Origin of the sequence: Salinispora sp. H7-4 (assembly GCF_013416675.1) — a bacterium.
In the GTDB taxonomy this organism is placed as follows: Bacteria; Actinomycetota; Actinomycetes; order Mycobacteriales; family Micromonosporaceae; genus Micromonospora; species Micromonospora vitiensis.
The window spans coordinates 1-12,520 of sequence record NZ_JABZED010000051.1 but is presented as its reverse complement, the minus strand read 5'-3'; the positions used below and the strand labels follow the sequence as shown (position 1 = coordinate 12,520).

At 69.6% G+C, this 12,520-nt stretch carries 12 protein-coding genes and 1 pseudogene; 6 read left to right on the top strand and 7 right to left on the bottom strand.

Annotated features, from left to right (window positions below):
* Window positions 1-12 precede the first annotated feature (12 nt).
* The 3 genes from H0524_RS20125 (at window position 13) to H0524_RS20115 (ending at window position 1,858) form a co-directional block, all read left to right on the top strand.
* Window positions 13-918, top strand: a complete 906-nt coding sequence (locus tag H0524_RS20125) for a haloalkane dehalogenase (protein WP_180200044.1) — start codon at window positions 13-15, stop codon at window positions 916-918.
* Between the two features lie 192 nt (window positions 919-1,110).
* Entirely contained in the window at window positions 1,111-1,542 is a 432-nt protein-coding gene (locus tag H0524_RS20120) for a hypothetical protein (RefSeq protein WP_180200043.1), read from the top strand.
* Window positions 1,543-1,588: 46 nt separating this feature from the next.
* Window positions 1,589-1,858, top strand: a complete 270-nt coding sequence (locus H0524_RS20115; protein WP_180200042.1) for a hypothetical protein — start codon at window positions 1,589-1,591, stop codon at window positions 1,856-1,858.
* 37 nt (window positions 1,859-1,895) lie between these two features.
* Here H0524_RS20115 and H0524_RS20110 read toward each other — a convergent pair whose 3' ends face one another.
* Window positions 1,896-2,597 (bottom strand): HAD family hydrolase, encoded by a 702-nt coding sequence (locus H0524_RS20110; protein WP_180200041.1) that lies wholly within the window; start codon window positions 2,595-2,597, stop codon window positions 1,896-1,898.
* 216 nt (window positions 2,598-2,813) lie between these two features.
* On the opposite strand from H0524_RS20110, the gene H0524_RS20105 reads away from it, so the two are divergent.
* Window positions 2,814-3,623: a metal-dependent hydrolase gene (locus H0524_RS20105; RefSeq protein WP_180200040.1), complete on the top strand. Its 810-nt coding sequence runs from the start codon at window positions 2,814-2,816 to the stop codon at window positions 3,621-3,623.
* 5 nt (window positions 3,624-3,628) lie between these two features.
* Window positions 3,629-4,531, top strand: a complete 903-nt coding sequence (locus tag H0524_RS20100; protein WP_180200039.1) for an amidohydrolase family protein — start codon at window positions 3,629-3,631, stop codon at window positions 4,529-4,531.
* Here the strand turns inward: H0524_RS20100 and H0524_RS20095 are convergent, their stop codons facing one another.
* From H0524_RS20095 to H0524_RS20070, 6 genes are all read right to left on the bottom strand, one after another.
* Window positions 4,532-5,125 carry an NTP transferase domain-containing protein gene (locus tag H0524_RS20095; RefSeq protein ID WP_018728624.1) on the bottom strand — a complete coding sequence of 198 codons (594 nt, stop codon included), beginning with the start codon at window positions 5,123-5,125 and terminating at the stop codon, window positions 4,532-4,534. It abuts the gene before it with no gap.
* A 246-nt stretch (window positions 5,126-5,371) separates the two neighbouring features.
* A complete protein-coding gene (locus H0524_RS20090; RefSeq protein ID WP_180200038.1) occupies window positions 5,372-7,150 on the bottom strand; it encodes a bifunctional 3'-5' exonuclease/DNA polymerase in 1,779 nt (592 codons plus the stop codon).
* An 83-nt stretch (window positions 7,151-7,233) separates the two neighbouring features.
* On the bottom strand, window positions 7,234-8,193 hold the full coding sequence (locus H0524_RS20085; protein ID WP_180200037.1) for a carbohydrate ABC transporter permease: 960 nt from the start codon (window positions 8,191-8,193) through the stop codon (window positions 7,234-7,236).
* A 12-nt stretch (window positions 8,194-8,205) separates the two neighbouring features.
* A complete protein-coding gene (locus H0524_RS20080; protein WP_018728627.1) occupies window positions 8,206-9,147 on the bottom strand; it encodes a carbohydrate ABC transporter permease in 942 nt (313 codons plus the stop codon).
* A 23-nt stretch (window positions 9,148-9,170) separates the two neighbouring features.
* Window positions 9,171-10,574: an N-acetylglucosamine/diacetylchitobiose ABC transporter substrate-binding protein gene (ngcE, locus tag H0524_RS20075; protein ID WP_180200036.1), complete on the bottom strand. Its 1,404-nt coding sequence runs from the start codon at window positions 10,572-10,574 to the stop codon at window positions 9,171-9,173.
* A 33-nt stretch (window positions 10,575-10,607) separates the two neighbouring features.
* A complete protein-coding gene (locus H0524_RS20070; RefSeq protein ID WP_180200035.1) occupies window positions 10,608-11,570 on the bottom strand; it encodes a MurR/RpiR family transcriptional regulator in 963 nt (320 codons plus the stop codon).
* A gap of 572 nt (window positions 11,571-12,142) precedes the next feature.
* Here H0524_RS20070 and H0524_RS20065 point away from each other — a divergent pair.
* Window positions 12,143-12,520 (top strand): annotated as a pseudogene (locus tag H0524_RS20065) (hypothetical protein); the annotation flags it as partial.

The window sequence follows — 12,520 nt, the reverse complement described above, 5'->3', positions numbered from 1 at the left end:
ATATTGACTGCCATGTCTGCACTACGCACTCCGGACAGCCGGTTCACCAACCTGCCCGACTTTCCCTACGAGCCCCACTACGTCGACCTGGACGGCCTACGGATGGCCTACGTCACGGCCGGCCCGGCGGACGGGGAACCGGTGCTGCTGCTGCACGGGGAACCCAGCTGGTCATTCCTGTACCGGAAGGTCATCCCGGTGCTCGCCGACGCCGGACTGCGGGCCATCGCACCGGATCTCATCGGCTTCGGCCGGTCCGACAAGCCGGCCGAGCGCAGCGAGCACACCTACGCCCGACACGTCGAGTGGATCCGCAGCTTCGCCTTCGACAAGCTGGGCCTGACCGGAGTGACGCTGGTCGGGCAGGACTGGGGCGGCCTGATCGGGCTCCGCCTGGTCGGCGAGCACCCGGACCGCTTCACCCGGGTGGTGGCCGCCAACACCGGGCTGCCCACCGGTGACCAGCCGATGCCGGAACTCTGGTGGCAGTTCCGGCGGATGGTCGAGACGGCCCCCGAGCTGACGGTGTCCCGGCTGGTGCAGTCGGGCTGCCAGAGCGAGCTGACCGCGGCGGAGCTGGCGGCCTACGACGCGCCGTTCCCGGACGAGTCCTACCTCGCCGGCGCCCGCACCATGCCCACCCTGGTGCCGACCGCACCGGACGATCCGGCCAGCACCGCCAACCGCGCCGCCTGGACCGAACTCTCCCGTTGGGAGCGCCCGTTCCTGGTGGCGTTCAGCGACCAGGATCCGATCACCGGGGGGATGGCGCCGGTGCTGCGCCGCACCGTGCCGGGTGCTGCCGGACTTGACCACCCGGTGATCAAGGGAGCCGGGCACTTCCTCCAGGAGGACGCGGGAGAGCAGCTCGGCACGGTGATCGCGGAGTTCGTTCGGTCCGCCGCGACCGCCTCCTAGCCGGGCAGCATCTCATCGAGTGAGCGAACAGTTACCCAGAGCGCACCAGGTGGACTAGCCTTACCTGCGCGTTCGCCAGCGACGTCGACACGCCTCGGCCAACCCTGCCCGCCCGATCGGCCGGTTTTCCAGCGAACCCACACCGCTGCGTCGCTGATTGGGCAGGATCGTCCGCAACAAGGAGGTGCCGTTGTGCAGGACACCCGCGCTGTCGCCCTGACCGTCAAGGTGAGCGGCCTGCCACCGGTCAAAACCGAAGCGCTGTCCATCTTCGCCGCCGGACATCGGCAGGCGACGAGGGTACGCGCCCTACTTCAAGCGGCCTGTGCGGCGGCTCAGCAGACCGGCTGGACCCCGTTGTCCGGGCCGATCGAAGTGGACCTCGTGCTGCGCTGCCCGCCGGGGCACCGCACATCCGACGCCAGCACGCTACTCGGCGGGGTGTGTGCGGTGCTCCAGGACAAGAAGCGGGTGGCCAGCATCGGTCTGGCCCACCTCGGCGTCCTGGTGGACGTCGCACTCTACGACGATGACCGGCAGATCAGAACGATGACGTACCGGGAGGAGCCGGCGGAGGACTACTCGTACGAGGTGCGGGTCGCCGCCGTACCGACCGCGGTGTAGCCGACGCCGACGGCGGGGTACCCGGTCGCCGAGGAAGGGAGCGCCGATGTCCGAGCCACACGTCACGCTGGAGCCCCGGGACCCGGTACAGAAGAAGCTGCGTGGCCCACTGGAGGAGCAGCTGACCTCGGCGCTGCAGGCCGCCACCGACCGGGTCCGGGAAAGCTACGCCGGCGAGCCGGTCGAGCAGGTCTGCCAGCGGCTGCTGGACGAGACCCGCGCCGGTCTGCACCCGGACATCGCGGCCGGGTTCCAGCCCGACATGGACGAGTTCTGTCGGGTGGCGGTGGCAATCGTCCGCGGCACGGACGTGTGAGCGCTCCGCCCACCAGAAGCGGCGGAGCGCTCACATGTCAGAAGTGGTGCAGCAGGTCGGGGAAGGCGGTGAGGTGTAGCACCGCCGCATCGTCGTGGTCCAGGGCGTCGTGCTCCAACACCCAGGTGTTCTCGTTCGGAACGTAGACGGCGTTCATCCCCGCCGCGCGGGCCGGCAGAATGTCTGACCTCGGCGAGTTCCCGATCATCCAGGCACGAGACGGTGCGAAATCGTGCTCGTTGGCCAGCCACCGGTAGGTGGTCACGTCCTTCTCCGGCACGATGTGCGCGGCCCGGAAGTGGTGCAGCAGGTCCGAGGCGTCCAGCTTTCGCTGCTGCTCCTCCTGGTCACCCTTGGTGAGCAGAAACAGCTCGTGCCGGCCGGCCAACTCGTCCAACGCCGCCGCCACCCCCGGCATCAGCTCCACCCGGTGCTCGACCAGGGCGACGGCCAGCTCCTCGATTCCCCGCCGCTCGGCGGCCGTGGCCGGCCGCTCCCGCAGCCGCTCGAAACACTCACCGAGACTGCGCAGGAAGACCTTGCTGCCGTAGCCGTGCGCGACCGCGTTGGCCCGCTCGATGTCGTCGAGAATCGTACGGATCTCGGTGCGGTCCAGGGTCGGGTGCGCCACCCAGGTCAGAAAGTCCTCGATGACCCGCTCGAAGACGATGTTGTTCTCCCAGAGCGTGTCGTCGGCATCGAAGATGAGCACCTGCCCGTGTCGGCGTGCACCTGCCATGTCGCCCTCCCGTCAACAATTGGCGCCACCGTAACGGCCCCCACCGCCCCGGTCACCTGGTTTCGCACCCCACCGTCAGGCGGGCAGCGGCCGGATCCGAGCCCCTCCGGTCCGTACCGTCCCGTTCGGAGGCGGGTGCGCTCCCCGAGTGCTGCCCCCACTGCACTACAGTGACGTAGCTTCTGGGCGTCCGGGATCCGGGGAGGGTGAGCGGGCATGATGGGACCGTCGCACGCGCTGTCTGGCGCGACGGTGTGGCTGGCCGGCTCCTTGGCGCTGGACCACTTCGCCGACTACGAGCAGTCGCCGCTCGCACTCGCCGTCGGCACCGCGGTCTGCGCGGGAGGTGCGCTCTTTCCCGACCTCGACCTCTCCGGCAAGGTCACCCGAAACCAGGGTGGCGCCACGGTCGCCCGCACCTTCGGCGTCTTCTCCCTCTTCGTCGCCGAGGTGACCGAGAAGGTGTCGCTCGGCGTCTACTATGCGACGAAGTTGAAGCGGGACCCGCGCCGCACCAACGGGCACCGCACCCTGACCCACACCATCCCCTTCACCGTGCTGGTCGGCTGGGGCACCACCGCGCTCTGCGCCGCGTACGGCAAGTGGGCGGTGATCGGCATCCTCTTCTTCATGTTCGGTCTCGCCCTGCGCGGCCTCTTCGACGATTGGGCCGAACGCGCCGGCTGGCTCGTGGTGACCCTCGCCTCGCTCGCCGCGGCGTGGTTCACCTTCGCCACCCTGCCGGGAGACCGCGGCTACCCGATGATCGGGCTGGCCGTCGGCGTCGGCTGCTTCGTCCACATCCTCGGCGACATGATCACTCGGGCCGGGGTACCGATCCTCTGGCCAATCCCGATCAAACGTCGGATGTGGCGGATGATCAGTCTGCCGGACTCGATCGCGCTCCGGGCGGGCGGGAAGACCGAAGTGGTCTTCGTCCGGACCGCGCTCACCATCGTCTCGGTGCTCTCCGCCATCGGGCTGGTCGCCCCGCACCTGCTCGACCGCTTCAACATCGACGTCTGACGGTCGTGCCGGTGACCACCGACGATGCCGACGACGCCGACGTCCCGGCGTTCTGGCAGGGGCTCGGCCTACCCGGCCTCGCCGACGTACACGTGCACTTCCTCCCGCCCCGACTGCTGCGTCGGGTGTGGGCGTACTTCGACGCGGCCGGTCCGCTCCTCGGTACCACCTGGCCCATCCGCTACCGGTGGAGCGACGCGGAGCGGCTGGCGCACCTACGCCGGATGGGCGTACGGGCGTTCAGCGCCCTGGCGTACGCGCACCGGCCCGCGATGGCCGCCGACCTGAACTCCTGGACCCTCGACTTCGCCCGCGCGAACCCGGATTGTCTCCCCTCGGCCACGTTCTTCCCCGAGCCGGCGGCACCCCGGTACGTCACCGAGGCGCTCACCGCCGGTGCTCGGGTGTTCAAGGTGCACGTGCAGGTCGGCGGGTTCGCCCCGACCGATCCGCTGCTCGATCCGGTGTGGGGGCTACTCGCCGACGCCGGGGTGCCGGTGGTGGTGCACGCCGGACACGCGCCGGCCGGTACCGCACACACCGGCCCCGGCCCCTTCGCCGCCCTACTCGCCCGGCATCCGCGACTCGCCGCGGTGGTGGCGCACCTCGGCGCACCGGACTATTCGGCCTTCCTCGACCTCGCCGACCGGTACGAGAACGTGCGGCTGGACACCACCATGGCCTTCACCCCGTTCTTCGACCAGGCCGTGCCCTTCCCCGCCGCGGAGCTGCCCCGGCTACGCGAGCTGGGCCTGGCCGGCAAGGTGCTGCACGGCAGCGACTTCCCCAACCTGCCCTACGCGTACGCCGCGCAGCTCACCGCGCTGGCCCAACTCGACCTGGGCGACGCCTGGTTGCGGGCGGTGTGCTGGACCAACGCCGCCGACCTGTTTGATCTGCCGGGCTGACTACGCGCCGACCCGCTGCGGTGGGACGGTCAACCCGTACAGGGCCATCAATTCCGGGCTGTCGACCCGACTGCCGTCGGCGACGGTGTCACAGGAGATGTCGACGATCTGGTCCTTGTGTGCCAGCAGGTACGGACGGGCGCCGACGTCCGCGCTGGCCAGCGTGGCGATGCCGGACCAGTGCCGGCGGCCGAACAGCATCGGGTAGCCGCGCAGTCCGCCGTAGGTGGCGCAGACCAGCACGTCCGGGTACGGCAGTGCGGCGACCCGCTGGACCGCCGCGGCGGTCAGGCCCGGCATGTCCACCGGAACGACGACCACCGCCTCGATGGCGTCGTCGTCGATGGCCGCGAGGCCAGCCTTGATCGAGGAGCCCACTCCGGTTCCCCAGGCCCGGTTGACCACGACGGTGGCCCGGGTGAGGTCAGCGGTTTCCTGCACCTGGTCGGCGGCGGCGCCGAGGACGACCACGATCTGCTCGCAGCCTGCCGCCGTCATCGTGTCGACCATCGTGCTCACCAGTGGCTTCTCGCCCTGGCACAGCAGCGCCTCGGGGCCACCGATCCGGCGCCCGCCACCCGCGGCGATGATCATTCCTACGGTCCGGTTCAGCGGTGCCACCTCCGTCTTGGTAACGGACCGCGCAGGCCACCTGCCCGGTCCGGGACGCACAACGGACCCAACGAGCAGTCAGCGTTCAGGTTCCGGGCATGAATCGGATATTCCGACCATCACCGACAAAGAGGAGGAGTCAGGCGTGCGGCCGCAACTGACGGCGTCCCCCGGGCGGGCCGAACAGCAGCTCCGGCCGGCAGCCGCGCACATCGTCGCGGACCGGTGTCAGAAGGCGTCGGCGTAGCACTCAACGGTGGAGAGATCGAGCGGGAAACGCACCGGCGTCCGCCCGAAGAGCAACGCGCTCGCCCGTTCCCCGCACCGGGTCACCGCGGCGGCCACCGCCGCGGCCCGCTCGACGCGACAGTGCACGATCACCTCGTCGTGCTGAAAGAAGACCAGCTCGGCGCCGCTGCCGGCCAGCCCCACGTCGGGACCGGCCAGCCTGGCGTCGCTGCCGGCCAGCTCCCCGCGGAGCGTGGCCAACAGCGTCGCGGCCCACTCGGCGGCGGTGGCCTGGATGACGAAGTTCCGGGTGAACCGGCCCCGCGCCCGTGCCCGCGCCGACCGTTCCCCCGCTCCCCCGGCCGGGACCGGATCCACCTCGGCAAGCTCGACCGAGCCGGGTGGGCAGGTACGGCCGAGCCAGGAGCGAACCAACTCGCCGGACTCCCCGCTGCGCGCCGCCGTCTCCAGATAGCCGAAGGCCGCCGGATAGTTGCGCCGCAGCACCTCCAACGCCGGTGCCGCCGAACCGCCGGTCTGCCCGTACATGGCGCCGAGCAGGGCCACCTTGGCCCGCGCCCGGTCCCCGCCGAACGCATCGGCGGCCAGAGCGGCGTACAGGTCACCCGCCCGGGCCGCGGCGGCAAGCCGCGCGTCGCCGGAGACCGCCGCCAGGATCCGCGGCTCGAGCTGACCCGCGTCGGCGACCACGAACGTCCACCCCGGGTCCGCCACCACCGCCCGCCGGATCACCTTCGGGATCTGGAGCGCCCCACCACCTCGGGTCGCCCACCGGCCGGAGACCACGCCGCCGGGTACGTACTCCGGGCGGAACCGCCCCTCCCGCACCCAGGCGTCCTGCCAGGCCCAGCCGTGCGCCGTCCAGATGCGATAAAGCTCCTTGTACTCCAGGACCAGCGGCGCCGCCGGGTGGTCAACGCCGCGCAGCACCCAGGACCGGGTGTTCGGCACCTCCACCCCGGCCCGGGCGAACGCCCGCACCAGCTCCAGCGGCGAATCGACATGCAGCCGCGGAAGGTCGAAGGCGGCAGCGATCCGGGCGGCCAGCTCCGCCAGCCGACGCGGCGGCCCACCCACCGGGGAGGGGGCACCGAGCAGCTCACCGAGGAGGGCGTCGTGCACGTCCACCCGCCACGGCAGCCCCGCCGCCCCCAACTCGACGGCGATCAGCGCCCCCGCCGACTCGGCCGCCACCAACAGCCGGAACCGGCCCGGCTGCGCGGTGGCGGCGACCCGCGCGAGCTGGTCGGCGTAGACCCGGGCCAGGGCCGTGATGCCGGGACCCGGCGGAGCCGGCGGTGACTCGAAGAGCGCACCCTGGCCGTAGCCCGGGGGCTCGGCCAACCGCGGCGGCGGATCGGCCGGCACCGGCGCGCCGGTCAGGCGCGCCCAGGCGGCGGCGAAGGAACGCGGCTCACCCCAGCGGCCCGCGTGACCGAGAAGCAACGCCTCGGTCAGCTCGATGTCGTGGCAACGGTCAACCCGGACGCCAGCCCGCAACAACATGGGGTAGAGCGCCGCGCCGGACGCCCAGACCCAGCGGGGGCGCTCCCTTCGCTCGCGGTCGGCCACCGCGACAGCCAGGTCGGCGACCTGCTCCGGCGGCCCGATCGGCGCTCCGGCAGCGTCGAGCGGCTGCAGCACTCCCCCGCCGACCCCGGAGCCCGCCCCCGGAGCAGCGGGGAGTCGAGGGTCCGCACCCGCCACCACCGCCACCACCGCCGCCATGATCGCGATTCTGCCCGCCCGGTACGACATCGCCGGCCAGCCCGGCGACACATCAGTCGCGAGACTGGCCGGCAACGGATTCCGCCGGGCTGGTGGGCCGAGTTTGCGGCGGGCTACTTGCTGATGCCCGCGGTCAAGCCCGACTGCACCTGGCGCTGGAAGACGATGTACACGATCAACACCGGCAACATCGCCATGGTGACCCCGGCGAAGAGGCCGGACCAGTCGGACCTGTACCCCTGATTGACCGACAGCTCGATCAGGCCCTGGGCGATGACCTGATTCTTCGGCTCACCATCCACGGACTGCATCAGCAGCGTCGGCAGATACCACTGGTTCCACTGCCCGAGCACGTTGAAGATACCGATGCTGATCAGGCCGGGCTTCGCCATCGGCAGCATCACGCTGAAGAACAGCCGGGTGTGTGAGGCCCCGTCAACCAGGCCCGCCTCGGCGATCGCGTTCGGCAGCGTCCGGAAGAAGGAGTGCATGAAGAAAACCGTGAACGCCAGCGACCATGCCGCGTACACCAGGATCAGCATCAGGTGCTTGTTCGGCCCGAGCGGCGGGAAGAGCACCCCGGTGTTGTAGACGCCCTTGAACAGCGGTACGGCGGCGAGGTAGATCGGCAGCGTGAGGCCGGAGAGGAACATGTAGTAGATCAGTCGGTTACCGGGGAACTCGTAGCGCGCCAACACGTACGCGGCCATCGAGCCGAGCAACATGGTCAGCGTGACGCTACCGGCCAGCACGAGCACGGTGTTGAGGAAGAAGTCGCCGAGTTGCCCCTCGGTCCAGGCTCGGCCGAAGTTCTCCCAACGCAGCGTCTCCGGGATCAACGACAGCGGCTGCCGGATAACCTCCGCGTCGCTCTTCAGGGCCGACATGAACACCCAGATCAGCGGGTAGACGACCATGATCGCCCAGACCAGCAGGAACAGGTGGGAGAAGCCGTTGAAGATCTGCGCGCCGGGCCGTCGGCCGCCGGACCCGAAGCGGCGGGCCGACGTAGTGCCGGCCGGCGGAGCGAGATCCGGCCCGACGGGACCGGGGTCGTGGGTCACCGTACTCATCGTCGACTCTCCTCAGTACTCAATCCGCTCGCGGCGGGTGATCTTCAGCTGCGCCGCGGCCAGGAGGATCGTGAAGATCGCCAAAGCCACACCCATCGCGCAGGCGTAGCCGAACTGGCCCTTCTGGAAGGCGGTGAAGTTGAGCACCGACGCGAAAATCTCGCTGGCGTGGTTCGGGCCGCCCTGGCTGGGTGTCATCACGAAGACCAGGGCGTACATGTCCAGGGCGATGAAGCCCAGATAGATCCAGGCCACCGAGACGGTGTCCCGCAGCAGCGGCAGCGTGATCCGGAAAAACGTGTGGAACCGACCGGCACCGTCGAGGATGGCCGCCTCGAAGACGTCCTTCGGAATCGACTGCATCGCCGCGGAGAAGAGCACCATGTAGAACCCGGCGCCGCTCCAGACCGCGATCAGCAGCAGCCACCAGAGCACCGCGGGGACGCCGAGGAAGGGCTCCGGGTCGAACGTGAACAGGATCGGGTTCTCCGGGTCAACCAGCCCGATCTTCATCAACACACCGTTGATCAGACCCTGCCCGTCGGCCCGGTAGATCTGCTGCCACATGATGGCGACGACGACCAGGGACAGCACCTGCGGGAAGAAGAAAATGACCTTGTAAAGGCCGGAACCGAAGACACCCCGGATGCCGGCCCTGTCCTCGCGCCCGCCCACGTTGAGCAGGAACGCGAGGAACAGGGCCAGCGCGATCGTGAACAGCGGCACGGTGATCAGGAAGAAGACGTTGTGCCAGAAAGCCTTCCTGATCAGCTCGTCGGAGAAGAGCCGGACGTAGTTGTCCAGCCCGACGAACTGCTGCCGGTCGGAGTATCCACCCCAGTCGGTCAGCGAATAGCCGGCCGCCTGGGCGAACGGCCAGACCACATAGAAGAGGTAGAGCGCGACCGGCAGGGCCAGGAAGCCCATGACGAAACGCGCGACACCATGCCGCATGGGACTCACTCTTTCCGTTCGGCTCAGGCGGAGCGGGTCTGCTTCTTGATCGACGAGTCCTTGGCGACCTTGTCGGCGGCGCCCTGCATCCCGTCAACGAACTGCTGGGCGGTCAGCCGGCCGGCCATCAACTCCGCGGAGAGGTTCTGGCTCTCCTTGTCCAGGTCGGCGTAGAAGTTCCAGAACTTGACCGAGACAAGATCCTGCGGAGCGTTGCTCATCAGCTCGTTGGCGCTGGCCAGCGCCGAGTCCTGGACGTTGTCCCCGGAGCCCCGGGTGGAGGCGAGAGACTTGGTCAACTCGGCGAACTTCGCCGAGCCCTCCTTGGAGAGCACCGCCCGCAGGAACTCCTTGGCGGCGGCCTTGTTCGGTGCCCTCGACGGCACGACGATGCCCTCGCCGGCACCGGCGTAGACGTCGTTCGGCGCCTTGTCGCCCGCCCCCAGGCTCCAGTAGTCCGACAGCTTCATCTCGAAGCCGGGGGGAATGGTCTCCGCCATCTCGTTCTTGAGCCAGGTGCCGACCTGGATGAAGGCGGCCTTGCCGTCGAGCCACGCCTGCTGCGACTGGGTGTGGTCGAGCTGGCCGGGGAGCAGCAGCTTGTCCTTGACCAGCTTCTCCCACGCCTCCAGGGCCGGCAGCACCCCGTCGGCCTTCCAGGCGTTCTCCTTCAGGTTGTCGATGTCGATCACCGCTTGCTTGCCGGCGGACTTCCAGATCGTCGCCATCAACGCCCAGCGCGGGTAGTAGCCGTGCACCGCGTCGTAGACGTACGGGGCCATGCCCTTCGCCTTGATCTTCGGCGCGAGGGCGAAGAAGTCGTCGAAGGTCTTCGGCGGCTGCCAACCCTCCTTCTCGAAGAGCGCGGCGTTGTACCAGTTGCCCCAGACCGTGTACGCGATGTTCACCACGTAGAACTTGCCCTGGAAGGTGCCGTCGTTGACGGTCCCCGGCAGCAGGGTGTCCGCCACCGTGCCCTCGCTGTCCCACGCCGGGGCGGCGAGCAGATCCTCCAGCGGCTCGATCGCGCCCTCGTTGACCAGGGTGCTGATGTCCATCAGGTCGGCGCCGGAGTTCATGACGACGTCGCTGGGCTGGGTCGCCATCTTCGGCTGCTCTTCGGTCTTGATCTTCTGGGTCGAAGACATGTTGACCGTGACGTTCGGGCGCTTGGCCTTGAAGACGGCCTCGTCCTCCTTGGCCCACTGGTCGCCCAGACCGCCGTTGAAGATGACCACCTTGACGGAGCTGCCGTCCTGGACGCCGAACGGGTTGTCCTCGCTCTTCGCGGCACCGGAGTTGTCGTCCTGGGCCGGCTCGCTGCCGGCGCAGGCGCTGAGCAGGCCGGCAGCCGGGATGGTCAGCAGACCCGCGGCGGCGGCGCGCCGCAGCAGGTTCCGACGGTTGAGGTCGGGGGTAACGGACATGCGACTCTCCTTAGCGGTAGTTCGGGGGTACGGTCATGAGCTGGCCGCTTTCGCCGCCTTGTGCCCCTCAACGGCCTGGGCGGTACGCCGCAGGGCCGCGTGGGCTCGGTCGTGGGTGCGCTGGGCGACGGCGATGTAGAGCAGGTCGAGTACGACCAGTTGGGGGTGCCGGGCGGACAGCGCGTCGGGGCGGAAGGTGGTGGCACCGCTGGCGGTGAGCAGCACGATCTCCGCCAGCTCGGCGAGCGGCGAGCGGGCGAAGCCGGTCACCGCGACGGTGGTCGCGCCCCGGCTGCCGGCCTCCGCCAGCATCTCGATGGTTTCCCGGGTCCGGCCGCCGTGCGAGACGCCGAGGGCGACGTCGCCGGCCCCCAACAGGGCCGCCGAGGCCAGCCCTTCGTGCACGTCGTTCCAGGCCCAGGCGGTGACTCCGATGCGGTGCAGCATGAACTGCATCTCCTCGCCGACCAGGGCGCTACCGCTGGCGCCGAAAATGTTCACCCGGCCCGCCGCGGCGATCGCCGCGGCGGCCCGCTCCACCTCGGCGAGGTCGAGCAGGGCAGCGGTGTCGTGCATCGCCCGGGTGTCGGCGGCGATGATCTGTTCGAGCACCCGGCGCAGCGGATCGCCGGGCTGGATCTCGCGGCCGATGTCGACGGCCCAGCCGGCCAGGCGGGCCCGACCGCTCTCGGCGGCGATGCCGAGCCGAAGGTCCGCATAGCCCTCGAAGCCCATTGCCCGGCAGAAGCGGGTGATGGTGGCCGGGGAGGTGCCACTGCCCTCGGCCAGCTCGACGATGGTGGCGCGGGTGACGGCCTCCGGGTCGCTGAGCACGTGTTCGGCGACCCGGCGCAGGGCTCCGGTCAGGTCGCCCACGCCGGCCCGAACCCGGGCCAGCACCCCGTCGGCAGCATCCGCACGGACGCCGCGGCGGTCAAACCCGTCGGCGTCGGCCACCGCGGTCTCCGCGGTGGTGCCCACCTCGCGATCAACCATCCGAGACTCTTTCCGCAAAGGAAGTTTACTGTTGGTAAAATTTCTTACTGAGCCCCGTGTCATGTCAAGACCATGGATGAAGTTTTCAAAACGTTATCTTTGGGCACCGACCCGCCGGACCGGCCGACACTCTCCCCGGACCGCACCGACCAGACATGATCACTTCCGGACAACTCGGCCGGCACGCGTGGGGATTCGACCCGTTCCCAGGCCCGACAGATGGTACGCGTGATTCATTCCCGTTTGGGGTGTGACCGGGGGCACGGTGACGGTGGAATCCCGGCGGGCGTCGGGGCGTTACATCCTGCGTACGGCCGTGGAGGTGCCCCGCTCGGGCGGGTGACACCACCGGGTGTGAGGTCGCCGGGAATGCCGGTGGCCTGTGAGGTCGCCGGGAATGCTGGTGGCCGGTCGGTCGTTACATCTGGACCCGGCGCCGTGTGTGTGCCCTGTGAGGCCCCGCGGTCGCCGACCCCCCTTTCTTTTCTTTGAGCGCCGGACGGTGCTTGCACCCCGTGCCGCCTGACCCCCTTCGGCGTGTGGGGTGTCGACCCCCGAATGGAGCAACCCCCATGAACACGATTCTGCGTCGTAGCGTCCTTGGTATCGCTGGTCTGGCCCTGTCCACCGGTGTCGTCGCCGGCCCCCTGGCCACCCTCACCGACACCACCCCCGCAGCGGCTGCTGCTGGCGTGGCGCAGGCGGAGAAGCCGGACATGGGCACGTTGATCCCGCACGGCACCCAAGGTGAGCAGTCGCGCATCGACCTGGGCGACGAGCAGACCGGCAACGTGAAGGCCATCATCGAGGCCACCAAGTCCGCCGGCATGGACGAGCGCGCCGCCGTGGTGGCGATCGGCACCAGCCTGCAGGAGTCGAAGCTGGAGAACCTGGGACACCTGGGTGACCGCAACGACCACGACTCGCAGGGCCTGTTCCAGCAGCGCCCC